The following is a 14,511-nucleotide window of genomic DNA, read 5'->3' as shown; positions in this document are numbered from 1 at the left end:
ACCAAGCGGCTGAAGGTCAGTTCCGCCCGGGAATCTTCATCACGGTCCGCACGATGGGCAACAGCGACTTCTGCCACAGGGTCGACGGAATGCCAAGCGGCGGATCAAGATTGAACACGCGTGCGGTCGCGATCGTCTGCGATTCGGTGTACTTCAACAGGCCCTCGGGACCGTGGCGGCGCCCGACGCCGGACTGACCCATCCCGCCCATCGGTGCGCCGAGGCTGCCCCACGCGAACGCGTAACCCTCGTTGACGTTCACCGTCCCCGAGCGCAGCCGGGCGGCGATCTGCTGGCCCTCGGCGGAGGAACCCGCGAACACGCTGGCGTTGAGCCCGTACTCGGTGGCGTTGGCCTTCTCGACGGCTTCGTCGACGTCGGCCACCGGATAGATCGAGACGACCGGGCCGAACGTCTCGTTGGCCGCGCACTCCATCTCCGGCGTCACGTCGGTCAGCACCGTGGGCTCGTAGAACAGCGGCCCGATGTCGGGGCGAGCCTTGCCGCCGGCAATCACCTTGGCGCCCTTGGCTTTCGCGTCGTCCACATGGTCGGTCACGGTGTCCAGCTGGCCGGCGGAGATCAGGCTTCCCATGTCGATCGAGAAGTCATACGCGGAGCCCAGCTTCATGTTGCGCACCGCGGCGCCGAACTTGCCGATGAAATCGTCGGCGATGTCTTTCTCGACGTAGATCCGCTCGATGGAGATGCACAGCTGGCCCGCGTTGGAGAAGCATGCGCGGGTGGCCGCCTTGGCCGCCTTGTCGAGGTTGGCGCCGCGCGTGACGATCATCGCGTTCTTGCCGCCGAGCTCGGCGGAGAAACCGATCAGCCGCCGGCCGGCGTGCTCCGCGAGCTGCCTGCCGGTGGCGGTCGAGCCGGTGAACATCAAGTAGTCGCAGTTGTCGATGATCGCGGTGCCGACCACCGAGCCCGGCCCGGGCACCACCGCGTAGAGCGCTCGCGGCAGGCCGGCGCGATACAAACGCTCGGCGCACGCGAGCGCGCAATACGGGGTCTGGCTGTCCGGCTTCAGCACCACCGCGTTACCGGCCAGCAGCGCGGGCACCGAGTCCGAGGCCGTCAGGGTCATCGGATAGTTCCACGGCGAAATCACCCCGACCACGCCCTTGGGCTGGTAACCCACCGTGGTCTTGCCGATGCCCGGGAGCAGCGACTGCACCGTGCGCGGCTTCAGCAGGTCCGCGGAGACCCGCGCATAGTAATTCGCGTTGGCGACCAGGTCGACGATCTCCTCCTGTGCGGCCCATCGGGCCTTGCCCGCCTCGGCCTGCAGGAGATCCATCAGGAACTCGCGGTTCTCGACGACCAGGTCGCGATACCGGCTGATGACATCGACGCGCTCGCTGACCGGACGGTTCGCCCAGTCGGCCTGCGCCGCGCGCGCCTCGGCGAAGGCGGCTTCGACGTCTTCGGCCGTGCCGACGGGGATGGTGGTCAGCGGCTTGCCGGTGAAGACCTCGTCGATCGTCTTGGTCTGGCGTGCGGTGGCGTCCTTGATCGCGGCCAACTGGCGCAAGCGGTCGAAGACCTCGGCTGACGGTGCGGGCATATCGTGACCTCTCAAAAAGCGCAGGCGTCCAAAACACCAGACTATTGGCTCTGCGATGCCGGGGGCCTCCGGTGCCCGTGGGCTTGCTTTGAGCGGCTATCACCGAGTGGAAGACGCTGATGAGTCCGAAGGGTCTGAGAAGTCATGTAGCCTCAGGTATCGACCAACCCACGAGCCGATCAGGCAGGTGCTCTCACACAGATGATACGGCCGTCCACCGGACCGGTAGGTCCCGGACGCGTCGCCGTGCCGCCCCAACCCGCGGGCCGGTTTTCTAGATCGAGAAGTTCGCCGCTTATCTGACCTCGCGTCGATCCTCGCCACTCGCGCGTAACCACCCACAAGATCGGACGTGACCCCTTTTGCCGCGGTTCGTAAACCCGCCCTGTCCGCATGTCTCCGCTCAGCCCGAATCTCACTGATTCCATGGCGATTACCGAAGTACCTGAATACGCCCACCTCAGCGATGAAGACGTCGAGAACCTCGCGGCCGCACTGGACACGATCCGTTGCGACGTCGAAGGTTCGCGCGGCACCAAGGACCGTGACTACATCCGGCGGGCCATCGCCTTTCAGCGATGCCTGGAGGTCGCGGCCAGACTGACCCTCATCGGCAGCAAATCGAAGGCCGGATGGGCTCTCGGAACCGCAGCGCTGGCTGCGGCCAAGTGTATCGAGAACATGGAACTCAGCCACAACATCAGCCACGGTCAGTGGGATTGGATGAACGATCCGGAAATCCATTCCAGTACCTGGGAATGGGACATGGTCGGTCCCTCGAAGCACTGGCAGTCCTCTCACAACCACCTGCACCACGTGTACACCAACGTCGTGGGCATGGACGACGACCTCGGATTCGGAGTCCTGCGGGTCACGCGCGATCAGGAGTGGGTGCCGAGCGCCCTGGCGCAACCGTTGCGCGCGGTGTTGCTGGCGCTGGCATTCGAATGGGGCGTCGCGCTGCATGGCCTGTACGCGGTGCGGGATCGCGAGACAACAGAGGCCGGTAGATCTGCCCACAAACGGGTGATGATCCGCAAGATGGCTCGCCAGGCCGCTAAGGATTACGTCTTCTTTCCTGCGCTGGGCCGACGGCGATGGCGCCGCACGCTCGGCGCGAACGTGGTCGCCAACGGGTTACGCAACGTGTGGGCGTACGCGGTCATCGTCTGCGGTCACTTCGCGGACGGAGCGGAAAAGTTCACCCCGTCGGTCTTGGAGAACGAGACGAAACCCGAATGGTATCTCCGGCAGATGCTCGGGACCGCCAACTTCCGAGCCGGTCCGGCGTTGGCGTTCATGAGCGGAAACCTCTGCTATCAAATCGAACACCATCTGTTTCCCGATCTGCCGAGCAATCGTTACCCCGAGATCGCTCAACGGGTTCGCGCGCTGTGCGTCAGATACGACTTGCCCTACACCACCGGTCCGCTGCTCCGGCAGTACCTGCTCACCGTCCGCACGATCTGCAAATTGGCGCTGCCCGACCGATTTTTGTCCGCGACCGCCGACGACGCGCCAGAGACAGCGTCCGAGCATAGATTTCGGGACGCCGCGGGCCGGCCGCAAGTAGCAATCGCGGACACTGACGTGAGGCGACGCGGGTTGGCGACGGCGATGCTCACCCGCGGTCGACGAGGCCAGCCGGGGGGCCGCACCGCCTAGCGCGCAGTGCGGACGCAATAAGGCGGCTTTTGGATTGGCGCCCCGCGTATCTCGACGGGCGCACGAGCCCAGCGGCCGAGACAAGGGCATCGCCCGGCCCTTGGGCCGTGTGGAATGCGTTCAGCCCCAGGGGTTTTCGTGCTCCACCGCTAGAGGGTGGTCACTCCCACCGCTTGGGGGCCTTTAGGCCCCTGGCTGATCTCGAACTGGACGCGCTGATTCTCCTCGAGGCTGCGAAAGCCGCTTTCCTGGATCTCAGAATGGTGGACGAATACATCCTTTTCGCCGCCGTCAGGGGCGATGAATCCGAAGCCCTTGTCGCTGTTGAACCATTTCACGGTTCCCTGTGTCATACGAATTTCGCTTTCTTTCGGAGCGGATGAAATTAGCTACATCCGGGTCAACCGTAACACAATCCAGCGAAAAAGTCGCGGGCGTTAATTGCCGCAAGCACGCTGGGGACCTACGGCATCCGATCACGGATAAACGGGCGCTATCGAGGAAGATCGTCGCCTCAGCGCTTCTTGGTGACCAGCAGGGCTTCCGTCTGCGAGACCTCGGCGGCCTTGCCGCGCTTCGCCGCTCGTTTTTCTTTCAGGGATTTACCCGATTTCTTACCCATGGTTTGTCGGGGAGATTTATCAGACATCGCGGCCTTTTTGACTTGGGGACCTGGCAGGTCCCGATTTAGCGAGCATACACCCCTCCTGCGCACCCCGGCCCCGCTATCAAAGCGGCCACCAACTAAACCGACCTAAAATTCCAAATCAAAATAATTCGGGCCGCCTGCAACGCGCATGACCGGAGAAAATGCACCGTGAAGTCAGGTTAAAACAGGGTCAGTCGAATCCGGCGCTGATGCGTGATGTGTCCGACATGGTCTACTCGTGGGCGTCCACTTTTTGCCCGCTGATCATGAGGCTCGCGACCGTCAAGGCGTTGTTCGGGCCGGCCGCGGTCATCATGACGGTGTGCGCATCGTGTTCGTCGGTGTGCGGTGAAACCACCAGGAGGGTGATTCTCTGGCGGTTGAGCCCGAGCACCTCGACGGTGTGAACCGGCTGGCGGCGGTACCCGTCGAGCCGCACCGTCTGTGAGCCGAACGCCAATTTCGCTGGCGCCGTTGCCCATTCGGTGAGGTTGTAGATGACACGACCCACCGGACCAAGCCGAACCGATAGCACTGCCAGCAGATCTGGCAGCTCCGCCGTCAGGTCGTCACTGTGCGGCCACCACGCTCCATCGACATACCCGCTGCGGGGCGACTTCGGTTTCAGGCGCAGGCGCGGTGTGTGTAGCGGCGGGGCGTGCCGGCCCCCGGCAGTGGTGTGGTCGTCATGCGGCGCCATATTGACGCTCCCGTCTTGGCCGCGAAGTGGGCCAAATCATTCGAATCGACGATGACATGGCTTTGATTCGTCACGTTCGAGGTATCGCCGATGGTCTCACACTACTCCGGTCGTGTCCGAACGCGAGCGCGAATCATGATTGCCACCGGCTTGCGACGCGGCTCTTGCCGTCGCCGTGGCGCAAACACGCCGCGGCGCAGCGGATTTCATCGAACATACGATGGCACGGTGTTCGGGTTTGCGGCTGACGTCAGCGGATCGAAACCAGTTGGTCGATCGAGTCCCGGGGCAATTCGCCGTTCACCAGGGCGCTGACCACCAGCCGATCCAGCGTGATCGCGCCCTTGTGATTATCGAGGAAGGCCGTGTCGGCCGCGTCGCGACCGGTGGCTATGCGCACCAGCGTCTGTCGCGGCGCCAGCAGCGTCGCGTCGACCACCCGCCATTGCCCCTCGACGAAAGCTTCGGCGACCGCGTGGAAGTCCATCGGATTTACCCCGGGCGCGTAGACGGATACCAAGCGGGCCGGCACGCTGACCGCTCGCAGAAGTGCCACGACCAGATGCGCGTAGTCACGGCACACACCTTCGCCGGCGAGCAGGGTGTCCACCGCCCCGTCAATCGGATCGCTCGAGCCGGGTACGTAGTTGAGTCTGGTGCCCACCCAGGAACTGACGTGCTCCAGCAACGCCGTCGGATCGCGGTCATTGCCGAATTCTGTGGCGGCGAAACCATAGAACTTGTCGGCCTCGGCGTAACGGCTCGGCCGCAGGTACATCGACTGGTCGTATTCGGTCACCGGAGCCGGATCAGTGTGCCCCACGATCGTCGCTGCGTAGTCCACGCGCAGCGTGCCGACCTCCGCGTCGAACTTGTGGATGCGGTTGCCGTGCAGTCCGCTGACCTCCAAGGGCTGGATTCGCTCTCCGTTCAAGACGAAGCGCAGCGACTCGAAGACCTCAGCATGCGGGTGCGGCGCAACTGCAATCTGGAACTCCAGCGTCGTGGCCGCAGTGATTTCGACTTCAATCTCGGCGCCCACTTCTCGTCTCATAGCGAGATAGTGCGCCGGAGGGGCCCAGATCGCCAGCCGCGCGCCGGCGATCGTGGGTGGTTGAGCGTTTTTACAAACGGGTAGTGGCATAAACGATGCGTAACCAGGGGCAGTTCGACGCGATAGCCCGAGAGATGGTCCAAGGGGTCTCGGGCGTCTGTTGCGTGCTGCTTGATCGCGACCTGCGGATCCGGGCGGCAAGCCGGGCCTACGAGCAGGCCACGCTGCGGGAACACAACGAGCTGCCGGGCCAGTATCTGTTCGAGGCCTTCCCGGACAACCCGAAGGACCCGCAATCCGACGGGACGTCGAAGCTCGCGTCGTCCCTCGAGGTCGCGATGAGCAGCGGCCACACGCACAAGATGCGGCTGCAGCGCTACGACATTCCCGATCCCGCGGCGCCCGAGGAATTCCTGCCCAAGGTGTGGAGGCCCACTAACTCCCCGCTGCTCGACCACGGCGAGCTGGTGGGAGTGGTGCACTGCGTCAAGGAAGTCTCCGAAAGCAGGCAGCTGCTTGCCGAGGTGGCGCGCGACGTCGAACACGGGGACGCCTGGGATCCGGCCGAGCTGCTGCACACGTTCGAGGCCGTCAGCGCCGTGGAAGCCGGCCTTCACGCCCAGCGCCAGGAGTCGCTGGCCCTCGAGAACAAGCAACTGATGCGCGCCATCGAGACCCGAGACGTGATCGGGCAGGCCAAGGGCGTCCTGATGGAACGATTCAACATCGACGCCGGTGGGGCGTTCGGCCTGTTGACCCGGCTCTCGCAGCAGACGAACACCCGGGTCGAGCAGATCGCCCGCACGCTGGTCGAGACGAAGCGCCCTCCGCGCTCGGCCTGAGCCGCCGGCACGGCGCGGACCGCGATCGGGGCTCATACGATGTGCAGACCCTGCGCCAGCTGCGACACCCCAACCACCGTGAACAGGATGACCAAAATCTGCCGGTGGTAGGTCCGCACCCAGTCGTGCAACACCCGGAGTAGGGATTGGGTCTTGGCCGGCGTGGCCACGTACCCGACGAGGATCACCTCGACGACGGCGTACATCAGGACGATGAACGCGATGGCGGCGCCGAACTGTGCGGTGAGCGACGCGCCCGACGCCATGATGATCGCGACGATGAAGAGGACGCCGTCGACCGGCACCGAGATCAGCCCGATCACCCACGCGACCCACGACGACCCGCCCTCCCATGCGTCGTGGATGCGGCCGAGCAGGCGCCGGACGGGGGAGCCGTCGTCGCTCGAGACATCTTGGACCCGGGTCAGCAGCCGCGGCATGGCGATGGGCGCCGCGGAGGCTGACGACGGTGCCGGCGATCGGGCGTCGGGCGAGGGTTGCGCCACCCGCTGGCGCGTCACGAAGCGCACCGTCATCGCCGCCGCGATCGACAGCCCGATCACGCCGAGGCCGATTTGAACCTTTCCGAGGGTCGCGCCCGTAGAAGGGGAAGACGAACCGTGCGCGATGTGCCCGAACATGGGGGTGAAGTTCAGCAGCATCAGGGGGAGCAAGAGCTCGGGTACGCATACCGTCAGCCCGCCGATCCAGTAGGCGAGCAGACTCGGTCCCGGCCGTGGCCGCGAGATCATCAGCAGGGCAAGCCCGAGACGAACCGGGTTGAGCGCAGCCAGAATTCCCAAGCCCAGCACTGACCCCCACATGGCCGCAGCTCTACCCGCACCTGTCGACGCTTAAACGCCGACGGGTCGCGACCGGATCGGCGCCGCCGCGAAGCGCGGCCCGCCCAAAGCTATGAGCCCGCTGTGCGCCGAATCTTGATCTTGGTCAACGGATTCGGGCGAAGCCGACGAGCGGCACGCAAGCGCGTCCGTGAGATCAATCACAAGGCCCCGGGGTTGCCGGTTGGCCGGTCCCGCCGGCCAAAACGGCCGGAAGAATCGTGCGCCAGACGTAGCCAGCCGTATGTGCGCAGCGTCACGCCCGAAAGCAAACGCACCACTTGGCCGAACGCCGCCGCGGCAATCCGACTCGCCACAGCTACGGCGAAGCTCGATGTGTCGATCATGATGGCGGGGTGCTAATCGCGGTTTAGCAAGCGTCCGTACGTTTTTGCACGGTGCGGCAAACGGACTGTGTCGCCGGGTATCAATTGGCTACTCCGAATCGTGGCGCCGCGAATAGACTGTTGAAGCCATGATTCGGACCGCACCTGCGGCAGGATTATCGGTTACGCCGCGGCCACGGCGCCGCGCGCCGAGCCGCCGGACGGGCCAGAGGCAAATATTTTTCGTTCACGTAAGCGACGTCCGGAATGCCGGGCCGGCAAATTCATTATTTCCCTAGGTCGCTTGCGAAAAGAACGGTATGGCACCCGTGTCGTGGCGATATCAAACGGTGCCGAGCGTCAAAGTTGTTTTGCTGGACAGCGAGACACGAGTGCAACAACGGCCGCTGTTAATGTCTTACATGAGAACGTAATTCAAATGTTTCGGAACGAGCGGTCGGGGTACACCGCGAGCGTGAATGGCGACATTGACGTTCGTGGGACCTACCCGGGTAGGGGGTCTGCCATGGCCGTCATGGCTCAGTTGCCACCGCGTCCAAACTCACGGGCGCCATTTTCGACCGCATCTGCCGGTCGAGATGCTGATCGAGCCTAACGGCTCAATCCTTAAGTGCCGCACGGTACTTCGTGTGGTGCGCAGCGCTTTGGAGTTTTCGTTTCGGTGTTAGGGGGTCCATCAATGCAGCTCAATCCGTTCGACGACGACGGCGGCAGTTTTTTCGTCCTGGTCAATAACGAAGAACAACACAGTCTTTGGCCAACTTTCACTACCGTTCCCGCCGGTTGGAGAGTAGTTTTTGGGCAAGCCGACCGCGCCGCATGCCTGCACTACATCGAAGAACACTGGCCCGATATCCGGGCGAAAAGCCTCCGCGACACGCCGACCCGCGCCGGTTTGTGATGTTTACACCGATGTCATATGAAGGACTTCGGTAGAGCTTGGGGGGTTCAGTGGAGCGTGGTGGTGACCGGGCACTCCCGGTAACGCGAGGCCAGCTCGATATCTGGTTAGCACAACAGACCGGCCACTTCGACGCGGCGTGGCAGCTGGGCGTGCTGGTCCGTATCGACGGGGCGATCGACCCCCGTCTGCTGCACCAAGCTATGCGACACGTGGTCAACGAGGCCGAGAGCCTGCGGGCCTCGTTCTTCGAGGCCGACGGCCAGGTCTTCCAGAAGGCCGTCGACTACGACGACGTCGACTTGGTCTTCTACGACCTGACGGAATCGCAGGATCCGGAGCGGGAAGTCCGGGAGACCGCGGCATCGATCCAGCGAACGCCGATGCCGCTCACCGGCCCGATGATCAAATTCGCTTTGTTCCGTACGGGTCCCGACGAGTACTACTGGTTCACCGTCTGCCATCACATCGCCATCGACGGCATGGGCATCGCGCTGACCGGACGACGGATCGCCGCCGTCTACTCCGCGCTGGCCGCCGGCAAGCCAGTTCCCCCCGCCTTCTTCGGCTCCCTGCATGACCTCGTCAGCGGCGAGCTGGAATACGAGGCATCCGCCAAATTCCGTGAAGATCAAGAGTATTGGGTCGCGCACCGCCCCGCGGGCAGCGGGGCGGACTATCCGGCACCGGCGCGGAATGACGGGCGAGACCCGTATTCACCGTCTCCGCCAGTGCAACTGGATCAGTCCGTGGTCGGCAGGGTCAAAGAGTTGTCCAAGACGTTGGGCATCCGTCGGTCATCGGTACTCACCGCGGCCTGCGCGCTTCTGGTGCGGGGTTGGTGCGCCGACGGTTCCGACGAAGTCGTGCTCGACTTTCCGGTCAGCCGGCGCGTCGACCCGGAGTCGAAGACGCACCCCGGCATGCTCGCCGGCGTGGTGCCCCTGGTGCTGAAGGCCGCGCCGGACACCTCGTTCGCCGACTTTTGCCGGCATGTTGACCAGCGGTCTCGAGAGGCGTTGCGGCATCAGCAGTTCCCGACGCGGACGCTGGACGGCGAAGGCGGCTTCAACGGCCCGCGGCAGGCGCCCAACCGGGTGGTCGTCAACTTCGTCCCGGCCCGCCTCACCCTCAGCCTCAACGGCACCCCGGCGACCGCGACCTACACCAGCTTCGGGCCGGTTGGCCACTTCGGACTGTTCTTCCTCGGATTCGGCGACCAGCAATTCCTGAGCACTGTCGGTACCGGGCAACCGTTTTCGAATTTCGACGTCGCGGACCTGGCCGAACGGCTGCAGCGTGTGCTGGCGACCATGGTCGCCGATCCGAGCCGGCGCCTGTCGTCGCTGGATGTGCTGCGGCCCGCGGAGCGCGCACGCCTGGAAGGGCTTGGTAATAAAGAGGTTCTGAACCTGTCGGCGAGCGCGCCCGTGTCGGTGCCGGAACTGTTCGCCACCCAGGTGTCGCGCACGCCCGAGGCCGTGGCGCTGGTGTGTGAGGGCCGGTCGGTGACCTACCGGGAACTCGATGAGGCGTCCAACCGGCTGGCGCATCTGTTGACCGGGCTGGGCGCGGGCCCGGGACGGACTGTGGCGCTGATGTTTTCGCGGTCGCCCGAAGCCGTCGCGTCGATCCTGGCGGTACTCAAGACCGGTGCGGCCTACCTGCCGATCGATCCGTCCTCGCCCGAGTCGCGGATCGGGTTCATGCTCGACGACGCCAAACCCGTTGCCGCGCTGAGCACCGTCGATCTGGCCGACCGCCTCGACGGTCACGACGTGCCGGTCATCGATGTCAACGATTCCCGGATCGACGCCCAGCGCGCCGACGCCTTGCCGGCGCCCGGTCCGGACCACGTCGCTTACCTGATCTACACCTCGGGCACCACCGGTGTCCCCAAAGGCGTCGCGGTCACGCACCGCAACGTGACGCAGCTGTTGGGATCCCTGGACGCCGGCCTGCCGCCGTCGGGCGTGTGGTCGCAGTGCCACTCGTACGCGTTCGACGTCTCGGTGTGGGAGATCTTCGGCGCGCTGCTGCGCGGCGGCCGGCTGGTCGTGGTCCCCGAGGACGTCACGCGCTCACCCGACGAACTGCACGACGTGCTGGCCGGCGAGGACGTCAGCGTGTTGACCCAGACCCCGTCGGCCGTGGCGATGCTCTCGCCCGAGCGGCTTTCGGCGGCGTCGCTGGTGGTGGTGGGCGAGGCCTGCCCGGCCGAGGTGGTGGACCGGTGGGCGCCGGGCCGGGTGATGGTCAACGCCTACGGCCCGACCGAGACGACGATGTGCGTGGCGATCAGCGAGCCGCTGACGAAGGGATCCGGGATCCCGCCGATCGGTTCCCCGGTGCCCGGGGCGGCGTTGTTCGTGCTCGACGGCTGGCTGCGCCCGGTGCCGCCGGGCGTCGTCGGCGAGTTGTATGTCGCCGGTGACGGGGTGACCAGCGGCTACGTCGGCCGGACCGGGCTGACCGCGTCACGGTTCGTGGCCTGCCCGTTCGGTGGGGCGGGCGCGCGCATGTACCGCACCGGGGACCTGGCGTGCTGGGGCGATGACGGTCAACTGCAGTACCTCGGCCGCGCCGACGAACAGGTCAAAATCCGCGGCTACCGCATCGAGCTCGGCGAAATCCAGGCCGCGCTCGCCGCGCTTGACGGCGTCGACCAGGCCGTGGTGATCGCCCGCGAGGACCGCCCCGGGGACAAGCGCCTGGTCGGTTACGTCACCGGCATCGCCGACCCCGTCGAGGCGCGCGCCGCACTGGCCGAGCGGCTCCCGGGCTACATGGTGCCGGCCGCGGTGGTCGTCCTCGACGCCCTGCCGCTGACGCCCAACGGCAAACTCGACACCCGCGCTCTGCCGACGCCCGAATACACGACGGGCGAGTACCGCGCCCCGGGCAACTCGGTCGAGGAGATCCTGGCCGGCATCTACGCCGAGGTGCTCGGCGTGCAGCGCGTCGGCGTCGACGAGTCCTTCTTCGAGCTGGGCGGCGACAGCATCTTGTCGCTGCAAGTCGTGGCGCGGGCCCGCGCGGCGGGCCTGACCTGCCGGCCCCGAGACGTGTTCGTCGAGCAGACCGTCGCCCGGCTCGCCCGGGTGGCCGGGGTGAGCGACGGAGCGGCGCAGGTGGTCGACGAGGGCGTCGGGCCGGTGCCGCCCACCCCGATCATGCGGTGGCTAGAGGGCGCGGAGCAGGCCGGCCCGGTCGATCAGTTCAACCAGACCGTGATGGTGCAGGCCCCCGCGGGGGTGACCGCGGCCGACGTCTCAATGGTGTTGCAGGCCTTGGTGGATCGGCACGCCATGCTTCGGCTGCGGGTCGAGCGCGACGGCGCCGGCGGCTGGTCGTTCCACATTCCCGAACCCGGGTCGGTGTGGGCGCAGGACTGCCTGCAGGCGGTGGACGCGCTGACCGACGACGCGCTGCTTGACGCCCGCTCGCGGTTGAACCCGTTCACCGGGGCGATGCTGAGCGCGTTGTGGGTCGAGTCCACCGGCCGGCTGGCGGTGATCATCCACCACCTGGCCGTCGACGCGGTGTCGTGGTGGATCCTGTTGGAGGACCTCAACATTGCGTGGGCGCTGCACAGCGCCGGACAGCCGGTGGAGCTGCCGCCGGCGGGGACCTCGTTTGCCCGCTGGGCGACAATGCTGAACGAGCACGCACGCCACCGCGATGTCGTCGGCCAGTTGAACGCGTGGAAGCGGGTGACGGGGGCGCCCGCCGCGCTGCCCGCGGCGCGCCCCGACGTGGACACCTACGCCAGCGCCGGGCGCTTGTCGGTCGAGCTGGACGCCGAGACGACCGCGATGCTGCTCGGTGAGGTGCCGACCGCGTTCCACGCCGGGATCCAGGACGTCCTGTTGATCGCCTTCGGGCTGGCGTGGGCGGAATTCCTGGGTGACACCGGCGCCCCGATCGGCATCGACGTCGAGGCCCACGGACGCCACGAGGAACTCGGCGCCGACATCGATCTGTCCCGCACCGTCGGATGGTTCACCACCAAGTACCCGGTGTCTTTGAAAATGGCGGGGCCGGTGGCCGGATTGCGCTGGGCGCAGGTGGTTTCCGGCGACACGGCGCTGGGGCCCATCATCAAAGACGCCAAGGAGCAGCTGCGCGCGCTGCCCGACCCGCTGACCTACGGGCTGCTGCGCTACCTCAACACCGACGTCGATCTCGCCGGGGCCGACCCCTCCATCGCCTTCAATTACCTGGGACGCCAAGGCGCAGCGCCCGATTCGGCGGGGGAGGGCTGGAGCATCAGCCAGGATGGTCTGTCGTTGATCGGCGCCGCCGCGGCGGTGCCCATGCCGCTGATGCACACCGTCGAACTCAATGCCGGCACCATCGACACCGGCGCCGGACCGCACCTGCACGCCGAATGGACCTGGGCGCCATCGGTTCTCGACGCCACACAGATCACCCGGTTGAGCCGGCTGTGGTTCGAGGCGCTGTCCGGGGTCTGCGCACACGTCCGCAACGGCGGCGGGGGGCTGACCCCGTCGGACATCGCCCCGGCCCGCCTGAGCCAACAGCAGATCGACGAGCTGGCGCGCCGGCACCACATCGCCGACATCTTGCCGCTGACGCCGCTGCAGCAGGGTCTGCTGTTCCACTCCAGCACCGCGCAGGGCGGCGACGACATGTACGCGGTCCAACTCGATTTCACGCTGACCGGGCCGCTCGACCCCGACCGGCTGCGCGACGCGGTGCACACCGTCGTCAACCGGCACCCCCACCTGGCGGCCCTGTTCTGCGAACAGTTCGACGAGCCGGTGCAGATCATCCCCGCCGATCCCGTGGTCGAGTGGCGGTACCTCGAGCTCGACGGCGGCGGCGCCGGGGAGGCCGACAGCGACGCGCGAATCGAGCGCCTGTGCGCGGCCGAACGCGCCGCGGTGTGCGACCTCGCCGGGCAGGCGGCGTTCCGGGCCGCGTTGATCCGCACCGCGGACCGGCGATTCCGGTTCGTGCTGACCAATCACCACATCCTGCTCGACGGCTGGTCGCTCCCCATCCTGCTGCGCGAAATCTTCGCCAGCTACTACGGGCAGCGCCTCCCCGCCGCCGGCTCCTACCGGGCCTTCCTCACCTGGCTGGCCGATCGCGACCTCGACGCCTCCCGCGAGGCCTGGGAGGAGCTGTTGTCCGGCTTCGAAACTCCTACCCTGGTCGCGCCCGAAGACCGATTGGGGCAGGGGCGCCGCGGCTTTGAGAAGTCTCGCGTGTCCGCGCAGACCACCCGGGCCCTCGGCGAGCTGGCGCGCTCGCACCACACCACGCTGAGCACCGTGCTGCAGGCCGCGTGGGCGTTGGTGCTGACCTCGCTCACCGGTCAGCACGACGTCGTCTTCGGCACCCCGCGATCGAGGGTCGGCCAGCTCGAGGTCGACGACGCGGAGTCGATGGTCGGGCTGCTGATCAACACGGTGCCGGTGCGCGCCAACATCACCGCGACGACCACCACCGCCGATCTGCTGGCGCAGTTGCAGAACAGTCACAACGACGCGCTCGAGCACCAGCACCTGGCGCTCAGCGAGATCCACCGCGTCACCGGCCACGACCAGCTTTTCGACACGCTGTTCGTCTACGAGAACTACCCGATCGACAGCGGCATGACGCTGGGAGACGACGGCCTGGCCATCGCCGCGTTCACCAACCGCGAGTACAACCACTATCCGCTGACGGTGGAGGCCCTGCCCGGCCGCGAACTCGGCCTGCACATCGAATTCGACGCCGACGTGTTCGACGCCGCCGGCATCGCGTCGCTCGTCGGGCGCCTGCAGCGGGTGTTGGTCGCGATGACGGCCGACCCCGCCCGGCGGCTGTCATCGATCGACCTGCTGGACCGCGACGAGCGCGACCTGGTGCTGTCGAGGATGTCCGGCGCCGGCGTGGGGGCGCCGGTGGGCGTGGCGCCGGAGCTGCT

Annotated in this window: 11 protein-coding genes (1 of these 11 running past the window's edge); 4 read left to right on the top strand and 7 right to left on the bottom strand. The window is 66.4% G+C overall.

Annotation, left to right across the window (positions count from 1 at the left end; genetic code table 11):
* Nucleotides 1–16: 16 nt before the first annotated feature.
* Complete coding sequence (locus W7U_RS09475; protein ID WP_008257328.1) at nt 17–1,573, bottom strand: succinic semialdehyde dehydrogenase; 1,557 nt, start codon at nt 1,571–1,573, stop codon at nt 17–19.
* Between the two features lie 426 nt (nt 1,574–1,999).
* On the opposite strand from W7U_RS09475, the gene W7U_RS09470 reads away from it, so the two are divergent.
* On the top strand, nt 2,000–3,238 hold the full coding sequence (locus tag W7U_RS09470; protein WP_008257326.1) for an acyl-CoA desaturase: 1,239 nt from the start codon (nt 2,000–2,002) through the stop codon (nt 3,236–3,238).
* 149 nt (nt 3,239–3,387) lie between these two features.
* On the opposite strand, the gene W7U_RS09465 is transcribed toward W7U_RS09470, so the two are convergent.
* The 4 genes from W7U_RS09465 to W7U_RS09455 all read right to left on the bottom strand — a co-directional run bounded on the left by W7U_RS09465 (nt 3,388) and on the right by W7U_RS09455 (nt 5,629).
* Nucleotides 3,388–3,591 (bottom strand): cold-shock protein, encoded by a 204-nt coding sequence (locus W7U_RS09465; RefSeq protein WP_008257323.1) that lies wholly within the window; start codon nt 3,589–3,591, stop codon nt 3,388–3,390.
* A 161-nt stretch (nt 3,592–3,752) separates the two neighbouring features.
* Nucleotides 3,753–3,887 carry a hypothetical protein gene (locus W7U_RS26905; RefSeq protein WP_255348940.1) on the bottom strand — a complete coding sequence of 45 codons (135 nt, stop codon included), beginning with the start codon at nt 3,885–3,887 and terminating at the stop codon, nt 3,753–3,755.
* Nucleotides 3,888–4,119: 232 nt separating this feature from the next.
* Nucleotides 4,120–4,587 carry a DUF5994 family protein gene (locus tag W7U_RS26740; protein ID WP_008257318.1) on the bottom strand — a complete coding sequence of 156 codons (468 nt, stop codon included), beginning with the start codon at nt 4,585–4,587 and terminating at the stop codon, nt 4,120–4,122.
* Between the two features lie 250 nt (nt 4,588–4,837).
* A complete protein-coding gene (locus tag W7U_RS09455) occupies nt 4,838–5,629 on the bottom strand; it encodes a transglutaminase family protein (protein WP_008257316.1) in 792 nt (263 codons plus the stop codon).
* A 107-nt stretch (nt 5,630–5,736) separates the two neighbouring features.
* Here W7U_RS09455 and W7U_RS09450 point away from each other — a divergent pair, with 107 nt between their 5' ends.
* Entirely contained in the window at nt 5,737–6,483 is a 747-nt protein-coding gene (locus W7U_RS09450) for an ANTAR domain-containing protein (RefSeq protein ID WP_036428932.1), read from the top strand.
* A 32-nt stretch (nt 6,484–6,515) separates the two neighbouring features.
* Here the strand turns inward: W7U_RS09450 and W7U_RS09445 are convergent, their stop codons facing one another.
* Together W7U_RS09445 and W7U_RS26165 are read right to left on the bottom strand one after the other, a co-directional pair.
* Complete coding sequence (locus W7U_RS09445; protein WP_014711784.1) at nt 6,516–7,307, bottom strand: GAP family protein; 792 nt, start codon at nt 7,305–7,307, stop codon at nt 6,516–6,518.
* A gap of 179 nt (nt 7,308–7,486) precedes the next feature.
* Nucleotides 7,487–7,672 (bottom strand): hypothetical protein, encoded by a 186-nt coding sequence (locus W7U_RS26165; protein WP_136244581.1) that lies wholly within the window; start codon nt 7,670–7,672, stop codon nt 7,487–7,489.
* Between the two features lie 679 nt (nt 7,673–8,351).
* On the opposite strand from W7U_RS26165, the gene W7U_RS25455 reads away from it, so the two are divergent.
* The gene (locus W7U_RS25455; RefSeq protein ID WP_008257310.1) at nt 8,352–8,573 is read left to right on the top strand and encodes an MbtH family protein; all 222 of its coding nucleotides are present in this window, start codon (nt 8,352–8,354) and stop codon (nt 8,571–8,573) included.
* A gap of 50 nt (nt 8,574–8,623) precedes the next feature.
* Nucleotides 8,624–14,511 carry the 5' portion of a non-ribosomal peptide synthetase gene (locus tag W7U_RS09440; protein ID WP_036428930.1) on the top strand. 25,375 nt of this gene lie beyond the right edge of the window, so the window shows 5,888 of its 31,263 coding nt (coding positions 1–5,888); the start codon lies at nt 8,624–8,626; its stop codon lies beyond the right edge, outside the window.

This window comes from Mycobacterium sp. H4Y, assembly GCF_000364405.1.
Classification (GTDB): domain Bacteria; phylum Actinomycetota; class Actinomycetes; order Mycobacteriales; family Mycobacteriaceae; genus Mycobacterium; species Mycobacterium intracellulare.
The sequence above is the reverse complement of the archived record's forward strand: the minus strand, read 5'-3'. Positions and strand labels throughout refer to the sequence as shown.

What these genes read in the sequence shown, in the direction of transcription:
- W7U_RS09475 (WP_008257328.1), bottom strand. Translation starts at nt 1,573, where the DNA reads ATGCCCGCACCGTCAGCCGAGGTCTTCGACCGCTTGCGCCAGTTGGCC.
- W7U_RS09470 (WP_008257326.1), top strand. Translation starts at nt 2,000, where the DNA reads ATGGCGATTACCGAAGTACCTGAATACGCCCACCTCAGCGATGAAGAC.
- W7U_RS09465 (WP_008257323.1), bottom strand. Translation starts at nt 3,591, where the DNA reads ATGACACAGGGAACCGTGAAATGGTTCAACAGCGACAAGGGCTTCGGA.
- W7U_RS26905 (WP_255348940.1), bottom strand. Translation starts at nt 3,887, where the DNA reads ATGTCTGATAAATCTCCCCGACAAACCATGGGTAAGAAATCGGGTAAA.
- W7U_RS26740 (WP_008257318.1), bottom strand. Translation starts at nt 4,587, where the DNA reads ATGGCGCCGCATGACGACCACACCACTGCCGGGGGCCGGCACGCCCCG.
- W7U_RS09450 (WP_036428932.1), top strand. Translation starts at nt 5,737, where the DNA reads ATGCGTAACCAGGGGCAGTTCGACGCGATAGCCCGAGAGATGGTCCAA.
- W7U_RS09445 (WP_014711784.1), bottom strand. Translation starts at nt 7,307, where the DNA reads ATGTGGGGGTCAGTGCTGGGCTTGGGAATTCTGGCTGCGCTCAACCCG.
- W7U_RS26165 (WP_136244581.1), bottom strand. Translation starts at nt 7,672, where the DNA reads ATGATCGACACATCGAGCTTCGCCGTAGCTGTGGCGAGTCGGATTGCC.
- W7U_RS25455 (WP_008257310.1), top strand. Translation starts at nt 8,352, where the DNA reads ATGCAGCTCAATCCGTTCGACGACGACGGCGGCAGTTTTTTCGTCCTG.